Source organism: Marinospirillum perlucidum, from assembly GCF_003336805.1.
GTDB classification, from domain to species: domain Bacteria; phylum Pseudomonadota; class Gammaproteobacteria; order Pseudomonadales; family Halomonadaceae; genus Marinospirillum; species Marinospirillum perlucidum.
In genome coordinates this window covers 95,541-111,869 of the sequence record NZ_QFWJ01000008.1, presented here as the reverse complement: position 1 = coordinate 111,869, position 16,329 = coordinate 95,541, and the positions used below count along the sequence as shown (strand labels likewise).

General features: G+C 53.8%; 15 protein-coding genes. 5 read left to right on the top strand and 10 right to left on the bottom strand.

What is annotated here, in order from left to right; genetic code table 11:
• Positions 1-57: 57 nt before the first annotated feature.
• The 8 genes from DFK18_RS10950 to DFK18_RS10915 form a co-directional block, all read right to left on the bottom strand.
• Entirely contained in the window at positions 58-732 is a 675-nt protein-coding gene (locus tag DFK18_RS10950) for a YoaK family protein (RefSeq protein WP_218563945.1), read from the bottom strand.
• Between the two features lie 58 nt (positions 733-790).
• Positions 791-1,399 carry a Holliday junction branch migration protein RuvA gene (gene ruvA, locus DFK18_RS10945; RefSeq protein ID WP_114418300.1) on the bottom strand — a complete coding sequence of 203 codons (609 nt, stop codon included), beginning with the start codon at positions 1,397-1,399 and terminating at the stop codon, positions 791-793.
• Between the two features lie 50 nt (positions 1,400-1,449).
• On the bottom strand, positions 1,450-2,103 hold the full coding sequence (locus DFK18_RS10940) for a trimeric intracellular cation channel family protein (protein ID WP_114418299.1): 654 nt from the start codon (positions 2,101-2,103) through the stop codon (positions 1,450-1,452).
• A 35-nt stretch (positions 2,104-2,138) separates the two neighbouring features.
• On the bottom strand, positions 2,139-2,699 hold the full coding sequence (gene ruvC, locus DFK18_RS10935) for a crossover junction endodeoxyribonuclease RuvC (RefSeq protein ID WP_114418298.1): 561 nt from the start codon (positions 2,697-2,699) through the stop codon (positions 2,139-2,141).
• 129 nt (positions 2,700-2,828) lie between these two features.
• On the bottom strand, positions 2,829-3,578 hold the full coding sequence (locus DFK18_RS10930; RefSeq protein ID WP_114418297.1) for a YebC/PmpR family DNA-binding transcriptional regulator: 750 nt from the start codon (positions 3,576-3,578) through the stop codon (positions 2,829-2,831).
• Between the two features lie 241 nt (positions 3,579-3,819).
• On the bottom strand, positions 3,820-5,592 hold the full coding sequence (gene aspS, locus DFK18_RS10925; protein ID WP_114418296.1) for an aspartate--tRNA ligase: 1,773 nt from the start codon (positions 5,590-5,592) through the stop codon (positions 3,820-3,822).
• Positions 5,593-5,866: 274 nt separating this feature from the next.
• Positions 5,867-6,121, bottom strand: a complete 255-nt coding sequence (locus DFK18_RS10920; RefSeq protein ID WP_114418295.1) for an FmdB family zinc ribbon protein — start codon at positions 6,119-6,121, stop codon at positions 5,867-5,869.
• 143 nt (positions 6,122-6,264) lie between these two features.
• A complete protein-coding gene (locus DFK18_RS10915; RefSeq protein ID WP_114418328.1) occupies positions 6,265-7,212 on the bottom strand; it encodes a LysR substrate-binding domain-containing protein in 948 nt (315 codons plus the stop codon).
• 167 nt (positions 7,213-7,379) lie between these two features.
• Between DFK18_RS10915 and DFK18_RS10910 the strand changes: the two genes are divergently transcribed.
• Both DFK18_RS10910 and DFK18_RS10905 read left to right on the top strand, forming a co-directional pair.
• Entirely contained in the window at positions 7,380-8,684 is a 1,305-nt protein-coding gene (locus DFK18_RS10910; protein WP_114418294.1) for a peptidoglycan DD-metalloendopeptidase family protein, read from the top strand.
• 210 nt (positions 8,685-8,894) lie between these two features.
• Positions 8,895-10,604: a proline--tRNA ligase gene (locus DFK18_RS10905; protein WP_114418293.1), complete on the top strand. Its 1,710-nt coding sequence runs from the start codon at positions 8,895-8,897 to the stop codon at positions 10,602-10,604.
• Between the two features lie 37 nt (positions 10,605-10,641).
• Here the strand turns inward: DFK18_RS10905 and DFK18_RS10900 are convergent, their stop codons facing one another.
• Positions 10,642-11,046 carry a hypothetical protein gene (locus tag DFK18_RS10900; RefSeq protein ID WP_114418292.1) on the bottom strand — a complete coding sequence of 135 codons (405 nt, stop codon included), beginning with the start codon at positions 11,044-11,046 and terminating at the stop codon, positions 10,642-10,644.
• Between the two features lie 231 nt (positions 11,047-11,277).
• On the opposite strand from DFK18_RS10900, the gene DFK18_RS10895 reads away from it, so the two are divergent.
• Together DFK18_RS10895 and DFK18_RS10890 are read left to right on the top strand one after the other, a co-directional pair.
• On the top strand, positions 11,278-13,146 hold the full coding sequence (locus DFK18_RS10895) for a GGDEF domain-containing protein (RefSeq protein ID WP_114418291.1): 1,869 nt from the start codon (positions 11,278-11,280) through the stop codon (positions 13,144-13,146).
• Complete coding sequence (locus DFK18_RS10890) at positions 13,147-13,506, top strand: hypothetical protein (RefSeq protein WP_114418290.1); 360 nt, start codon at positions 13,147-13,149, stop codon at positions 13,504-13,506.
• On the opposite strand, the gene DFK18_RS10885 is transcribed toward DFK18_RS10890, so the two are convergent.
• Positions 13,413-15,311 carry a protein kinase domain-containing protein gene (locus DFK18_RS10885; protein ID WP_114418289.1) on the bottom strand — a complete coding sequence of 633 codons (1,899 nt, stop codon included), beginning with the start codon at positions 15,309-15,311 and terminating at the stop codon, positions 13,413-13,415. The two genes, DFK18_RS10890 and DFK18_RS10885, sit on opposite strands and share 94 nt — an antisense overlap.
• A gap of 87 nt (positions 15,312-15,398) precedes the next feature.
• Here DFK18_RS10885 and DFK18_RS10880 point away from each other — a divergent pair, with 87 nt between their 5' ends.
• Positions 15,399-16,169 carry a DUF3750 domain-containing protein gene (locus tag DFK18_RS10880; protein WP_114418288.1) on the top strand — a complete coding sequence of 257 codons (771 nt, stop codon included), beginning with the start codon at positions 15,399-15,401 and terminating at the stop codon, positions 16,167-16,169.
• Positions 16,170-16,329 lie beyond the last annotated feature (160 nt).

Here is a 16,329-nt window from a genome sequence, read left to right as displayed (position 1 = left end):
CAGCAGTCTGCAAAAACTTGCGAATCTAGCGGCAGCAGCAAGGGATTGGCAGGTCTTTCAAGATGCAGGCAGACGCCGGGTTTTCAGATAGTAGATCCAGTAGATGATGGCTAAAAGCAAGGCGGCAAAGGCAGAAAAAGCCAGGGCAGCAAACCCGAAACGAATAAAAGCCAGGGTTCCCAGGCTCCCTCCGGTCAGAAAACCGGAGATCAGCAGCGAAAACAGCAGGAGTTTACGCCGATCCAGCGGATGGCCTCGCAAACGGGCTCCGAGCATGCTCCCCAAATCAGTGAAAAGGCCGGAGACATGGGTGGTACGTACGACTGCCCCGCTGTAGGTACTGACCATTGCGTTCTGGAGCCCACAGGCGGCAGAAGCCAGGTAGTGACCCGAATTGGAGCCTGCACTCAGCGCTAGCATGGCCAGCAATAACAACAGGGCTTCACAAATCAGCGCCACCCCGTAACGGTGGCCCAGGCGCAGGACAGCATTGTTGATCAGGGCACCACTGAAAGCAGCTCCCGCCACAAAAGAGATCAGAATCAGGACTAGATGCAGGAGTTCCGACCAGGCCAGATCCACCAGAGCCAAGCTGGCCAGGGTTGAGGTGCCGGTTAAATGCGACACCGCCTGATGCTGGAAACCCAGCACCCCGATCGCATTGACCGATCCGGCAATCATAGCCAGCCAGAAGCCGCCGATTTCCACCCAGCGGGGAAGTTTTCTAATCAAGCTTAGCGTCCTCCTTGGATGCTTAGGCCTGGCCGGGCAAAAAACAGATCGCCGCAGCTTAACCGGCCAGGTTTTTCAGTGCCGCCTTGATCAAGGCCTGAGTATCCTGGCCCGCTGCATCAAGGCGAGAAACCGCTCGGCTAGCCTCGGTTGGCTTATACCCCAGGGTTATCAGTGCAGCTTCGGCTTCGGCCCTCGGGTCTCGGGTCGTTTCTTCAGAGGCTTCAACCGGCAATTCCAGTTTTGCCACCTGTTGCGGATTCCAGGCTTGCAAACGGTCTTTGAGATCCACAAGCAGCCGTTCAGCCGTTTTTTTGCCGATACCGGGCACGCGCGTTAGCGCCTGAAGATCCCCATCCTGAATGACTCGCAATAGCTGGGCAGTTTCCAGGGAGGAAAGAATAGCCAAGGCCACCTTGGGACCAATGCCACTGACCTTGATCAATTCCCGGAATAACTGGCGATCTTCCAGACGGGCAAAACCATAAAGCAAATTGGCATCTTCGCGAATGACCTGATGAATCCAGAGAAGCAGCTCATCGCCAAGGGCAGGAAGATTGGCAAAAACCGAAAGCGGCAATTCCACCTCATAACCCACGCCCTGAATATCAACAATCACCCAGGAGGGCTGTTTTTCTACCAGCACGCCCTGTAAACGGCCAATCATCGTGTCTCTCCTCTTAATAAATTTCCCTGCTCCGGCAGGAAATCCCGGTATTAGTCATCCTTTCGGGAGGTTTCTTCAATGCTCAGGAAAACGGGCAGATGCAGATGCCAATGGATGGCCGCCAAGCGAAGAAAGAGTACCACGCCCATGGACACCAGGGTGGTAAAGGTTTCCCAACTAGGCGGCAAAAACCAGGTCAAATTCACGTAAACAAAAGCCCCGGCCATAACTGCCGTAGCATAGATTTCCTTTTCAAAAATCATCGGTTTCACTGCAGTCAGAACATCGCGAACGATCCCGCCAAAAACGGCTGTCATCACCCCGGTCACCACGGCCACCATGGGTGGATGCCCCAGACTTAAAGCTACCTTGGCACCAATGACAGTGAAAACGGCCAGACCGATGGCATCAGCCACAACAATGGCCCGATGGGGAAAACGCATCTTGCGTGCCAGGGTAAAAACCACGATGGAGGTAATGATGGTCAAGGTGAGATAGAGGGTATCCTGAACCCAGAAAACCGGCAGCCGCCCCAGAATAAGATCGCGCAGGGTGCCACCACCAATCGCTGTTACCGTGCCAACCACCACCACCCCAAACAGATCCAGGCGCCTTTCTGCTGCAGCCAAAACCCCTGCTATGGCAAAGACGATGGTGCCAAACAGATCCAGAGAGAAAATAAACAGGGGCAAATCAAAATTCATGACAGGCAACTCGTGTAAGAAGCGCTAAAGCACAATTATTTTTTGCGGGAAAGCTTGGGCTGGCCGGGATCAAAATGCCGCCAACTGCTCCCCTTTTGACTACCACCCAACTGACCCGAAAGAGCAACCAGGCCACTCAGGGTGTAGGCATGGCAGAGGGCAATTGCCAGGGCATCGGCCGCATCCGCCTGAGGAGTGGCGGAGAGTTTAAGCAGGGCTTTTACCATGTGCTGAACCTGCGTCTTGTCAGCTCCGCCGCGACCGGTCACAGCCAGCTTGACCTCCTTGGCCGAATACTCGCTCAGCTCCAGCCCCTGGTTGGCGACACAGACCACTGCCGTCCCCCTTGCCTGACCCAGCTTGAGTGCCGAATCGGCATTCTTGGCCATAAAGACCCTTTCTATCGCCACTTCATCCGGCCGGTATTCCTGAATCAACTCCGCCAGCCCCGCATAGATCTGGGCCAGTTTTTGCGGCAGGGTTGTTGCCTGGATGCGGATACAACCACTGGCCCGATAACTCATGCGCCGGCCCTGGGCTTCAATCAAGCCATAGCCGGTAATCCGTGATCCCGGATCAATACCCAGAATCAACATGACTAATGACTGCGCTTGATGCTACTGCGTTAAAATCTCTCTCAAAACGCTCAGCCACTCGATGTAAACTCCGCTTATTGAAGAGATAATGCCTTCTACCCTCGGCGCAGGTGACAGCAATCAGGTCTGTCAATTTAACTGCTCCATGACTTCATCACTAAAGTCGGCGTTGGAATAGACTTCCTGGGTATCATCCAGGTCTTCCAGCATGTCGACCAAACGCAGCACCTTCTGAGCCAGATCAGCATCCGTGATTTCACTGTAGGTATCCGGAAACATGGAGACTTCAGCTGAATCCGCAGAAAATCCGGCTGCATCCAGGGCATCCTTGACCTGTCCAAAATCGGCCGGGTCGGTAAATACATCCACACTGCCGTCGGAATTGGTGATCAGATCCTCGGCTCCGGCTTCCAGAGCAGCTTCCATGATGTCTTCTTCACTGACACCCGAACTGAAACTGATCCGGCCACGCTTGTTAAACAGATAAGCCACGGAACCAGAGGTTCCCAGGTTACCGCCACTCTTGTTAAAGGCATGGCGCACATCGGAAACCGTGCGATTCTTATTATCGGTCATACAGTCAACCAGCACAGCCACGCCACCGGGACCATAGCCTTCATAAACCACTTCTTCCATGCTGTCACCATCGTTGGTACCTGCGCCCCGGGCAATGGCCCTCTCGATGGTGTCCTTGGTCATATTGTTCGACAGTGCCTTGTCGACTGCAGCTCGAAGACGAGGGTTATCTGCTGGCTCGGGACCACCGGCTCGTGCAGCCACAGTCAGTTCACGAATCAGCTTGGTGAATATCTTGCCCCGCTTGGCATCCTGGGCTGCTTTACGGTGTTTGATATTGGCCCATTTACTATGGCCTGCCATAAGAATTTCTCCTGTCTTGCTTGCTTTCAGGTCAGAAGGAAAGGCCTCCGGGGAGCTTCCAATGGGAAGCCGTGACTGGAGGCTGGCTGCCTTCCTGACGCAATTGGACATGGTTGTCAGATCCCGATGGCGCTTAAAGAAACGGCCGATCAGGACTGACAGAGATGGAAGAGATGACCAGCAGCTAAGGCTTTAGTCATCAACGCCTCCCCCGCTTGCAGAGGAGGCGCAGATCCCGGAATTACTCTTCGGGTTGAGGCTTGGCTCTCAGGCGCAGGTTCAGCTCTTTCAACTGAGCCTTGCTGACCTCGCCCGGGGCATCTGTCATCACACAGGCTGCCGACTGGGTTTTGGGGAAGGCAATTACTTCACGAATGGACTGCGCACCCGTCATCAACATCATCAGACGATCCAGACCAAAAGCCAGACCACCGTGAGGTGGAGCACCAAACTTGAGTGCATCCAGCAAGAAGCCGAATTTCTCTTCCTGTTCAGCTTCGGAAATACCCAGCACATCAAAAACGGCTTCCTGCATATCCTGATTATGGATACGAATGGAACCACCACCCAGCTCAGTACCGTTAAGTACCATGTCATAGGCACGGGACAACTGTTTACCCGGGTCAGCTTTCAACTCCTCAGGGCTGCACAGAGGCGCGGTGAAAGGATGGTGAAGAGCACTCAGTCTACCGTCATCCTCTTCCTCGAACATGGGGAAATCCACCACCCACAGAGGCGCCCATTCACGGGTGTAGAGATCCAGATCTTCACCCAGCTTGCAACGCAGCGCACCCAGGGCCTCGTTAACGATCTTGGCCTTGTCGGCACCAAAGAAGATGATGTCGCCATCTTCAGCACCAACGCGCTCCAGCAGCTGATCAACAATCGGCTCCATAAATTTGACAATGGGCGACTGCAGGCCTTCCAGGCCTTTAGTTTTTTCATTGACCTTGATCCAGGCCAGACCACGCGCACCATAGATACCCACGAATTTGGTGTACTCATCGATCTGTTTACGCGAAAGCTCAGCACCCCCCTTGACCTTGAGGGCTGCAACCCGACCTTTGGGGTCGGAAGCCGGACCGGAAAAAACCTTAAAGTCCACGTTTTCCATCAGGTCATTGACATCGACCAACTCCAGAGGAATACGCAGATCCGGTTTATCAGAACCATAGCGGTTCATGGCTTCGGAATAAGGCATGCGCGGGAATTCACCCAGATCAACATCCTTGGCTTCCTTGAAGATGGTACGAATCATACCTTCAGCCACACCCATGATGTTCTCTTCATCAACAAAGGAGGCTTCCAGGTCAATCTGGGTAAATTCAGGCTGACGGTCTGCACGCAGGTCTTCATCACGGAAACACTTGGCAATCTGGTAGTAGCGATCAAAACCGGACACCATCAAAAGCTGCTTGAACAGCTGGGGTGACTGCGGCAGTGCAAAGAACTGACCTTCATGGGTACGACTGGGCACCAGGTAATCACGCGCGCCTTCTGGGGTGGCCCGCGTTAGAATCGGGGTCTCTATATCCAAAAAGCCCTGTTCTTCCAGGTAGTTGCGAATCTGGTGGGTCACGCGCGAACGAAAACGCAGTTTTTCTGCCATCTCCGGACGACGCAGATCCACATAGCGGTATTTCAGGCGTACGTCTTCGCCCACCTTGCCATGCTCATCCAGTTGGAAGGGGGGCGTTTCCGCGGTATTCAGAACTTCAACCTGCTTGGCCAGCACTTCAATCTCGCCAGTCGGCATATTGGGATTCACCGTGCCTTCAGGACGATGACGTACACGGCCGGAAATTTTCAGCACATATTCATTACGGGCACGGTCAGCAGTGGCAAAGGCTTCTTCTGTATCCGGATCCACCACAACCTGGGCCAGACCATTACGATCACGCAGATCCAGAAATATCACCCCCCCGTGGTCACGACGGCGGTGTACCCAGCCGCAGAGTTGAACTTCCTGATCCAGATGACTTGTGTTCAAGTCGCCACAGTAATGGCTGCGCATAGAAAAAATTCCTGTTAACTGTTGTTGGTTCAATAAACGAAAAAAGCAGGGCCTAAAGCCCTGCATGGAAGCTACTGACGAGTCAGTGGACCTGTTGCTGCCTGATAACAATCGAGCCTGAAGATGAAATTCACCCGGGGCAAATATCACTTCATCTCGATTTTGGTGGCGACCTTCATGTATCCGGGCACCAGGCGGCACCTGAATGCAGCTGCTCTAGAGCGTCTGCTGATCATGACGAACAGAAGCTTCCAAAATATAGTTTTCCAGCCATCTAGGCTGCTGGCGCAGAAGAGGAACCGCCCTTAGTGGAGGTTCCACCGGAATCGGCCAGATTCTTCTTGCTGCCACTTTTGAAATCGGTTTCATACCAGCCGCTTCCAGCCAGGCGGAAGCCGGCTGCCGAGATCTTGCGTGTCAGCTGCGGCTGACTACAGTCCGGGCAGTCCTTGGGTGGCTCGTCACTCATCTTGTGCAGGATTTCTACTTCATGGCCACAGGCCTGACACTGGTATTCGTAAATGGGCATCGCTGTTTGCCTCAACTGCAAGGGGTTAAACTCAAGGCTCCGATCACCAGAGCCCGTTCAAACAGAGCTTAAGTAAGCAGATTTAAAATGGGGCAAGAGTCGACCCATTTCAAGGTCGGGCATTATACCCCAGAGGTACCCCATTACGCCAAGTTCTGATCCTCAGCCAAGACTTCTACCTGGGCAGCTTCTTTTTCCAGACGTTGCCAAAGGCGCTCTACCAGGGGCTTATGGACCAGCGTGCAGCGATAAAGGCGTATTTCCAGAGGCAGAATCCACTGTTCATCGCCACAGATCATCAACTGGCCTTCTTGCAGCTCCCTCTCTATGCTCAAGCGCGGAATCCAGGCAATGCCTCGCCCTTGTAGCGCCATGCCTTTCAAACCTTCGGCCATGGCTGTTTCATAAACCGTCTTGAAATGCAGGCCGACCGGTTTTTGTCGCAACAATAATCTCAAGGAGCGCTCCAGAAAGGCACCCCGGGTATACCCCAAAAGCGGCAATGCCTGCTTATCACTGGCATCCAACCAGTAAAGCGGCTCTTTGCCGGCTCCCGGTGCACAAACCGGAAGCATCTCGGTCATGCCCATACGCAGGGAGGGAAAATGCACAGCATCCAGCTGCAGACTGCCCAACTGGTCATGATAAGCCAGCATAAAATCACAGCGCCCTTCACGCAGGGCATGGGTTGCTTCCCCGACATTCATGGCCGTCATGCGTGCGTTAACTTCCCCCACCACCTTTTGCAACTGATCCAGCCACTGAGGAAAAAAATTGAACGCCAGCGAATGAGCAACAGTAAACTCCAGCAACTGAGCGGTTTCCGGGTCCAGTCCGCGCAGATGCCTTAAAGCTTCACCCAGCTGTTCCACAATATTACGTGCCGTAATCAAAAACAGCTGACCATCGGCAGTCAAATCCAGAGGCGTCTTGCTGCGATCCACCAGAGTGGCGCCTACGGCTCTTTCCAGGGATTGAATCCGACGACTGAAAGCGGGCTGAGTGACAAAGCGACGCTTTGCAGCCTGGGAAAAACTACGGGTTGCCGCCAGAGCGACAAAATCTTCGAGCCATTTAACTTCGAGATTCACAACAAGCACTCAAAAAAAGAAGCCAATCTTACCCCATTCCCTTGCGCCTGACTTCTTTCCAGCTGAGGTTTTTTATATCAATAAGGACATATTGTTATAGTATAACGCTTGCAGACTTGCTTATTATCCCCATTTTTCAACGACGAGCCGGACTACTTAGGATCAATATGCTCAAACGCACCCTGACTCATCCCAGCCTGATCGGCTTTTTGATCACCCTGGGTAGCCTCCTGGCCATCGGCTTTTTTTTCATCGGGGATGACCCCGATCCCCAGGAGTTTGAGCCTTCCCGAAGCGAGGTCATGGCGGCTCTGGAAGCCACTGACTTTCACAATGCCCTGATCCCGCCCCTGGCTCCACCACCAGATTGGGACCAGTACACCCTGCAACCGGGGGATCGCCTTTCACAACTCTGGCAGGATGAATGGCACCTGCCGGTCAGCACCCTCTATCAACTCTTGGATGGCGAAGGAGCACGCTTCCTCAATCGCATTCATCCAGGGCAGTATATCGAATGGCTGGCCAGCCGTGATGGCCAACTGCTTTCCCTACGTATCTGGCGCAACCGGGCCGAGGGTGTGGAATGGCAACGCCAGGATAGAGGCTTCAGTTTTAACGAACTTTCCACCCAACGTGAAATTCGACTTCTGCGTCTGGAAGGCACCCTGAATGGCATTCTGGCCAACAGCCTTAGCTCCATGCCTGAAATCGCCGGGCAGGAAGGAGCCATCGCAGCCGCCCTGGATCGCCACCTGCCCTTGCGTCGCGATGCCCGGGATGGGGACACCTTCAGTCTGCTCATTGAACAGGAATGGCTGAGTGATGACCCGACTCCCTACTCCACCCGTCTTTTGGCTTTCGATTATCAGGGCGAGCGCATGCAGATTCGCGCTGCCAGACACCTGCAGGATGGTCGCTTTTACACGCCCGAAGGCGTTAGCCTGATCCCGCCCTTCAGCCGCACGCCCCTGCGCAAGCGTTTTCGCATCAGCTCGCATTTCAACCTCAACCGCTATCACCCGATTACCGGACGACGCACCCCGCACCACGGCACTGACTTTGCCACGCCGACCGGCACCCTGGTAGTTGCTCCAGCGGATGGGCGCATCCTCAGAGGCCGTTATCATGCCTTTGGTGGCAACTATCTGGTTATCGATCATGGTCAGGGTTATACCACCCGTTATCTGCACCTGAGCGGCTTCCTGGTTAATCAGGGAGAAAACGTCAAGCGCGGCCAGCCTATTGCCCGTACCGGTAACACGGGGCGAAGTACCGGCCCCCACCTTCACTATGAGCTGCATATCAACGGGCGTCCGATCGATGCCATGAAAGTGGAACTGCCCAGTGTTGAGCGCCTCCGAGGCGAAGACCTGGATAACTTCAAGCAATTAAGCCAACAACTCTTTCTAGGACTGGACCTGCAGCAACCGTTGGACGAACTGGCTTTGCAACTGCCACAACACGGTAATTAATCGAGCATGAAAAGACCCGTCGCACGGCGGGCCTTTTTCGAAAGCACCAGTGCAGATAACTTGACGTCTGGTAAAATACTGCCGAATAGCTGACAATTTGCTCCCGTTTCTGGAATTAAAATTCATGACCTCATCCAGGTAGCGTCTGATCAATCGGACAACCCGGTTCTGAGACGCCTCCCTGGACACAACCTAAGGTAACTTGCATCCATGCGTGCTTCACAACTTCTGATTGCCACCCTCAAGGAAACCCCCAATGATGCCCAGGTTATCAGCCACCAGCTGATGCTGCGTGCCGGCCTGGTTCGCAGTCTTGGCTCAGGGCTCTACACCTGGCTGCCTCTGGGTTTGCGTACCCTGCGCAAGGTGGAACGCATCGTTCGTGAAGAAATGGATAAATCCGGTGCCCAGGAAGTACTGATGCCCGGTGTGCAACCGGCCGAACTCTGGCAGGAATCCGGTCGCTGGGAGCAATACGGCAAGGAACTCCTGCGTCTTGAGGATCGCCACAATCGTGAGTTCTGTGTCGGCCCCACCCATGAAGAGGTCATCACCGACCTGGTCCGCAAGGAACTGCGCTCCTACAAGCAGTTGCCCACCAATTTCTACCAGATTCAGACCAAGTTCCGGGATGAAATTCGTCCCCGCTTCGGCGTCATGCGGGCGCGTGAATTCATCATGAAGGATGCCTACTCCTTCCACCTGACCCAGGAATCCCTGCAGACCACCTACGATGTCATGCACGCGACCTACAGCAATATCTTCACACGCCTGGGGCTGGATTTCCGTCCGGTTATAGCTGACAACGGCTCTATCGGCGGTACCGGCTCGCATGAATTCCATGTTCTGGCTGAATCCGGCGAGGACGACATCGTCTTTTCCGACTCCTCTGACTATGCCGCCAACATCGAGAAAGCCGAAGCTCTCCCCCGCGAACAGGAAAGAGCCGCCCCCAGTGAAGAAATGCGTCAGCAGCCAACCCCCGATGCCAAGACCATTGCCCAACTGGTTGAGCAATTTGACCTACCCATCGAAAAAACCGTCAAGACCCTCGTCGTCAAGGCTGCTGAAGAAGGCCTAGTCGCCCTGATTATCCGTGGTGATCATGAGCTAAATGAAATCAAAGCCGCCAACCTGCCCCAGGTTGCCAGCCCCTTGGAAATGGCCAGTGATGAAGAAATCAAGGCAGCTATTGGTGCCGGACCCGGCTCACTTGGCCCTGTCAAACTGCCGATTCCCTGCATTATTGATCGCTCGGTTGAAAAAATGAGTGATTTTGCGGCTGGTGCCAATATCGATGGCCAGCATTATTTCGGTATCAACTGGGAAAGAGACCTGCCACTGCCCGAAGTAGCCGATCTGCGTAACGTGGTCGAAGGCGACCCCAGTCCGGATGGCCAGGGTAGCCTCTTGATCAAACGCGGCATCGAGGTGGGCCACATCTTCCAACTGGGCACCAAATACTCGCAAAGCATGAATGCCACGGTATTGGATGAAAACGGCAAAGCCGCTGACCTGATCATGGGTTGCTACGGTATTGGCGTCACCCGCATCGTGGCTTCTGCCATCGAGCAAAACCACGATGAAGCCGGTATTATCTGGCCAGCCAGCATCGCCCCTTTTGAAGTTGCTCTGGTTCCCATGAACGCCCACAAGTCGGAGCTGGTTCAGGAGACCTCGGAAAAGCTCTATAACGACCTCAAGGCCGCAGGCATCGATGTTCTTCTGGATGATCGTGAAGGTCGCCCCGGTTCCAAGTTTGCGGATCTGGAATTGATCGGCATCCCTCATCGAATCGTTATCGGTGAGCGCAGCCTGAAAAACGGTGAACTGGAATACAAGGGACGCCGTGATGAAGAAGCCACTCAGGTTCCTTCAGGTGAAGTGATCGATTTTCTGAAAACCCGCTTGCAGGGCTAGGAAATCTAATCGCCCGCTATCAATAGCGGGCGATTTTTTACTGGATAGCCCCCAGGCGGCCCAGATAGTAGAAGACGCCAATCAAACTCAAGCCAAAAATCACTATCAGGTTGATGCGAAAGGAATCTTCCTTACGCTTGTTACGCAAGGCATTAAAGACCAACCCCAGGCCTGAAATCAGCAAAATGAAAATCATCAGGAAAAAGGCATAACGAAACACCTCCAGATCCCAGTTAGGATCAACCTTCAGACCCAGCCAGCGATCAAAGAAGGTTTCCACTTCCGGGCGTGCTCTATCCACCAAGAGCAATGCTGGCAGCATCAACACCCAGGAAACCACACCAAAAACACTGATCAACTTAAGCAGAGGATCACGCCGCCGACGACGGTCACCCAGGCGTCTTTCTATGCGTCGCTCTTCTCCGAAATTAGGCTCTTGCATGCGCTATTTTCCTCTTTCCCGCAAAATCAGGATGTAAAAGGGATCATAAGCCATCTTACTCCTGGCGTATACGTGTATCTTTTTGTTAACTATGCCCATTTAGCTCAAGGATTCAGATGAAAAGTCAGCAGACAAGACTTTCAATTTTCGTAAAAATACTGTAAAAAATTGTTCCCAAAGCTGGACATGAATGGCATTTAAAGTTTCCCCAAATAACAAGGAAGAGCAACTGTGCTCAAGCTGCAAACTAAAACTCTGCTGGCATTAGCCTCGGTCATGCTAGCCCTGACTCTGGTCATCACTCTGGCCAGCTTGGCTTCTTTCCGTGATTTTTCCATTCGTGCGGCTACTGAGCATACGCGCACAGCAGCCGAAATGATTCGAGTCGCCCTGACTGAATCCATGCTCAATGGGACCATGCACAAGCGTGACTCTTTGCTGGAAAGAATTGCCAATGTCGAAGGCCTGGATGAAGCCCGGGTGATTCGCGGTGAACTGGTCGAAGAGCAATTCGGTAACGGTCTGGAGATGGAATCCAACCCCGACCCGATCGATTACAAGGTACTGCATTCAGGCGAGCCGGTTTATTCCTTGATTGGCGGTTATCTATCACCTGAATTTCGTGCCACTATTCCTTATATTGCCAGCAGCAGCGGGGATGTTAACTGTCTGAATTGCCATGCTGTTCCCGAAGGCTCAGTTCTCGGGGCCGTTACCTTGACGGCCTCCATCGATCACATGCGCACAGCAGCGATCATGACGGTGTTGGTACTGGTCGGTGCCGTCGCCCTCTTTGCCCTCATTTCTCTGGCCTTCCTGCGTCGCCTGCTGCAACCTCTGGTCACTACGGCCAACGAGATTGAAGATGCGGTTAAAAAGGCCAAAGCGGGTGATTTCAGTGTCCGTGTTACTCAACGCAGCAAGGATGAGATCGGTGCGATTGCCCAGCACTTCAATAGCCTCTCCGATGGCATTATCAGCAAACTGACGGAAATCCGTCGCAATGTTGCTCATCTGGTGCAATCCAATCCCAAACAACAGGGCGATCTCCTGGCAGACACGGCTGATACCGTTTCAGGACTGGTCAAGGTGGCCCAGTTCAAACAGGCGATTGAAGAAGACGAAAGCAGCGAAGAAGTCTTTCAGCGAATTTCCGAAGTCGTGCGCGACGAGTTCGGCTTCAACAACTACTCCATCTATGAAGTCGACTATAACCGCAAGCAGATCAACACCATTAATGTCGATGGCATTGCCCAGGCACCCACTCAATGGTGTACTCCGGACATCAATGAAAAATGCACCGCTTGTCGTGCCGTGCGCACCGGTCACTTTATCGATGGCACTGAAAACAGCCTCATCTGCCGATCCTTTGCACCTGAAGCCCGTCAGGAAGGCCAGACCTATCTGTGCCTGCCCGTGATCCAATCAGGTGGTGTTGGCAGCGTGGTTCAACTGATTCTGAAATCCGAGACGGAAATTCTCCAGGCCGAGGCCTCCAGACCGTTGCTGGAATCTTACCTGCGCGAAGCTGCTCCGGTACTCCAGGCCAAGCGTTTGATGGCCAGCCTGCGTGAATCCACGCTCAATGATGCCATGACTGGCCTGCGCAACCGCCGCTTCCTGGAAGAGTATTCCGATACGCTGGTAACCCAGTGCAAACGCCGCGATACGGCCATGACCCTGATCATGATGGATCTGGACTACTTCAAGACCGTTAATGACACCTATGGGCATGATGTGGGCGATTCCATCCTGGTGGATCTGGCCAATATCTTCAAAGCCAATGTCCGTGAATCCGATCTCGTCATCCGCTATGGTGGCGAAGAATTCCTGATCATTTTGCTGGATACTGACGCTGAAGGCGGCTTTCTGGTTGCTGACAAGATTCGTAAGGCCGTGGAAGCCCATCAGTTTAAAGCTGGCAGCATTCTGCTGAACAAGACCATCTCGGCCGGTCTAGCCGACTTCCCCAATGATGGTCAGGCCTTCTGGCAGGTGCTCAAGTATGCGGATGTTTCCCTCTATGCTGCCAAGGATGGAGGTCGAAACCAGGTAGTGCGCTTTACCCCGGATCTCTGGGTGGGTGCAGAAACCTACTAGATGGCTTTACTCACAGGCCTGCAAAAGCTGGCAAAACGTCTGGGCTGGATGCGCCCGGTCAGTTTACTGCTAGCTCTTGCAGGCCTCTTGTTGACAGTCGCCAGCCTGATCAGCCAACCACTTTCCTCCTGGCTGCTGAGTAGCTGTCTGTTGCTACTCTGGTCTCTACTTACCTACAGCTTTCTGACCCTCTTCCAGAATCTTCCCCGAGTTTCACCTGAAGCCGGCTTCATCAAGCGGCTGAAAACACGTCTGCTAATCGGATTTTATGGGCTACTGGCCCTGGTGGTATTCGGACTGGCTTTAACCCTGATCGGCTTTTCCCTGCGCTCGCTGATCCTGTTGGCTGGCCATTCGTAATAATGCTCGGGCAAGGCATCCAGTTTTTGCAGATGCCGGGTATTCTTGTAAGGCATCTTCATAAAGCCGGAAACCCCCAGACCGCTAATTTGCGGAATAGCGCGGCTGATACGCTCCAGGCAGGCTGCAAACTCCGCCTCTCTTGCCTGATCCAGCAGCACATAATAGCTGTGAACTTTCAAATGCCGGGGCAGGACCTCAAAAATGATCAGCCCGGTATGACGTATTTCATTCAAGCGGGCAATTTCATCCAGAATCGCTTCGGGCAATTCCAACAACTCGTCCGGATCTTCACCATCTTCAAAATAGGAGTGGCTGAGCCCCGCTTCCTCGGTCCATTTGGCAGCATGAACCTCATAAGGCAGGGACCAATCTGCAGGAGGGACAAAGGGATCTTCCTGGCGCTCTCTTTCCAGATGACGTGTGGAACGAGCATCAAACATGCAGCACTTGAACACGCCTTCTTCCCGCTGGATACCTCGCGCCAGATTCACCAGGTTATTCACCGAAGCAATAAAGGATTTTTTTAGTGAGGGATCATGCAACTTGAGGCTGGAATCTATCAGTAACCCTTTTTCCTGCCAGTGAATAGCCAGACCACCAAGAAGGGGGTAACGACCCAGGCGGCTGACAGCCGCCAGAAAAGCTTTTTCGGTAGCGCCCATACCCTGCATGAAATTACGATAATACTTGTCCAGTTCGACATCACCGACCTGTTTAAGCAGCAGGGTATCTGCCTGTTCCTGGCGGAGAAAACGCTTGCGTGAACTATAGACCACCGTTTCCAGGTCTTCGGCATGATCGGTCAGCCAAACCGGCAACTCGGGTTTTTCTTCTACCTCCTCCCCTTCCGGCAAGCGCCAGCGCTTGAGCTGATGACCTTCTCTCAGCAAACGGTCACCAGCCAGGCGTCTTTGCTCAGGGTTACCTGCCAAAAGCTGTTGCAGGGTTCGGGCAAATGCCGGGGGCAGACCCAGTGCAGTTGCTGGCAGCACCTCATAGCCATAACGACAGGATTGTGCCGAAGCCAGCGCATAGAGGGTGGCCGCCATGCCCTGCTCATCAAAACGCGGTGAACTGAGATGGCCGTTCAGCTGCTCATCCCCGATAAAAAAAATATCGCCCAGACGCGCATTGGATTCCGACACCTGGGAAGCGGCCAGACCCAGCGCTGCATTACCCAAAGGCTGACCCTGGGCATCCACCTGGGCAAAAACACTCGATCCCCAGTCCACCAGCTTGAGTGTTTCTGTCTCGGGATCAAACACCAGGTTGGAAGGCTTGATATCGCCATGCACCAGAGGAGCAGCCTGGCCATCCTGCTGATGGTTACGCAGGGCTTGTAGCACCTCAACCAGTTGCCAGGTCAAGCGCAACAGCAAGCGTGGCGACAAACGCCCGTACTTGAGTGAATAGGCTTCCAGATCCATCCCCTTGGCTCTTTCCATGACCAGCGCCGACTGGCGCGCCAAGCGGGCATATTCATACACTCTGGGAATCAGCGGATGCCTGACCCGTGACTGCATCCAGGCCTCTTCTTCCAGGCGATCCTGTATCTGTTGAGGCAGGTTCATGCGCGAAAACTTGAAGACATAATCCAGCCCTTCAGCGGATCGCCCCCCGAAAACAAAGCCAAAGGCTCCTTTACCCACTTCTTCTATTTCCGAAAAACCCAGGTTTCTCAGCTGTTCCTTGCATAGTTGAATCCAGTCCTTGATCTTGCGAGCATCTTCATGACTCATCAAATAGATGGACTGGTCTTCATTGATATAAAACTGCTGCAGCAGCGAAGAGGATGACGACATAATGAACCTGTAAAGCGACAAGGAGTCGTAATTAGCTGTTTCCCTGAAAGTGCATCCCAAAACCCGGCTGAAATCAAGGAAAAAACGATGTCTCCCTATTTTAAATGGCCGCTGCGCAGCCTGCTGTTGATCGCCTTCCTGCTCCTGGGCCCCGGCCTGATGGTCGCCTGCTCCAGTCTGGGCAGCTCGGTTCACTGGTCCGAGGCTGATCGCTCCAGCTCCGGTATGGCACCCACACCAGAAGAAGCTCCCGAGGCCAGGGTTCAGGTCTACGCCGCCCGCGCCTTTGGCTGGCGAGGCTATTTTGCCGTGCATACCTGGATTGCCACCAAGGAAAAACAAGCCGACAGCTGGCAGGTCCATGAAGTCATGGGCTGGTATGACACCCTGGTTCAATCCGGCCCCAATCTGCCCGACCGCTACTGGTACGGCGCCCAACCCCGACTCCTGGCAGACCTCAAGGGTGCTGAAGCCGAAGCGGCCATTCCCGCTATTCTTGAAGCTGTTGCCAACTATCCCTATCCCAACACCTATCGTGCCTGGCCCGGCCCCAATAGCAATACCTTCATTGCCTGGTTGATCCGCGAGACCCCGCAGCTTTCCCTGGTACTTCCCAATATTGCTATCGGCAAGGACTACCCCGTGCCTTCTCTGGTCGATGCCACACCCAGTGATACGGGCTATCAAGCCAGTCTGGCCGGAGTTCTGGGACTGGGCGTTTCGCTGAAAGAAGGCCTGGAAATGAACCTGCTGGGTTTGAACCTGGGCATTGACCCCTGGCACCTGGGTTTCAAACTACCCGGCATCGGCCAGTTGAGTCTGCGTGACCCCTGGCCTCCACAACCACCGGCTGACTAGCAGCCGGGAGTTTTGACAGACTTGTCACAACTTGTCTGTAAACCAACAGCAATTCTACCGGCAATTTGCCCCCAAGCCCCTCCAGCCAAGGCCGAAGGCCGTCTTGCTCCAGTCAACTGCAAGGCATGGCTTTTGCATTATTACTCTTGACCTCCATTTG

What these genes read in the sequence shown, in the direction of transcription:
- DFK18_RS10910 (WP_114418294.1), top strand. Translation starts at nt 7,380, where the DNA reads ATGCTCAAACGCACCCTGACTCATCCCAGCCTGATCGGCTTTTTGATC.
- DFK18_RS10905 (WP_114418293.1), top strand. Translation starts at nt 8,895, where the DNA reads ATGCGTGCTTCACAACTTCTGATTGCCACCCTCAAGGAAACCCCCAAT.
- DFK18_RS10880 (WP_114418288.1), top strand. Translation starts at nt 15,399, where the DNA reads ATGTCTCCCTATTTTAAATGGCCGCTGCGCAGCCTGCTGTTGATCGCC.
- aspS (WP_114418296.1), bottom strand. Translation starts at nt 5,592, where the DNA reads ATGCGCAGCCATTACTGTGGCGACTTGAACACAAGTCATCTGGATCAG.
- DFK18_RS10940 (WP_114418299.1), bottom strand. Translation starts at nt 2,103, where the DNA reads ATGAATTTTGATTTGCCCCTGTTTATTTTCTCTCTGGATCTGTTTGGC.
- ruvA (WP_114418300.1), bottom strand. Translation starts at nt 1,399, where the DNA reads ATGATTGGCCGTTTACAGGGCGTGCTGGTAGAAAAACAGCCCTCCTGG.
- DFK18_RS10890 (WP_114418290.1), top strand. Translation starts at nt 13,147, where the DNA reads ATGGCTTTACTCACAGGCCTGCAAAAGCTGGCAAAACGTCTGGGCTGG.
- DFK18_RS10930 (WP_114418297.1), bottom strand. Translation starts at nt 3,578, where the DNA reads ATGGCAGGCCATAGTAAATGGGCCAATATCAAACACCGTAAAGCAGCC.
- DFK18_RS10885 (WP_114418289.1), bottom strand. Translation starts at nt 15,311, where the DNA reads ATGTCGTCATCCTCTTCGCTGCTGCAGCAGTTTTATATCAATGAAGAC.
- DFK18_RS10920 (WP_114418295.1), bottom strand. Translation starts at nt 6,121, where the DNA reads ATGCCCATTTACGAATACCAGTGTCAGGCCTGTGGCCATGAAGTAGAA.
- ruvC (WP_114418298.1), bottom strand. Translation starts at nt 2,699, where the DNA reads ATGTTGATTCTGGGTATTGATCCGGGATCACGGATTACCGGCTATGGC.
- DFK18_RS10900 (WP_114418292.1), bottom strand. Translation starts at nt 11,046, where the DNA reads ATGCAAGAGCCTAATTTCGGAGAAGAGCGACGCATAGAAAGACGCCTG.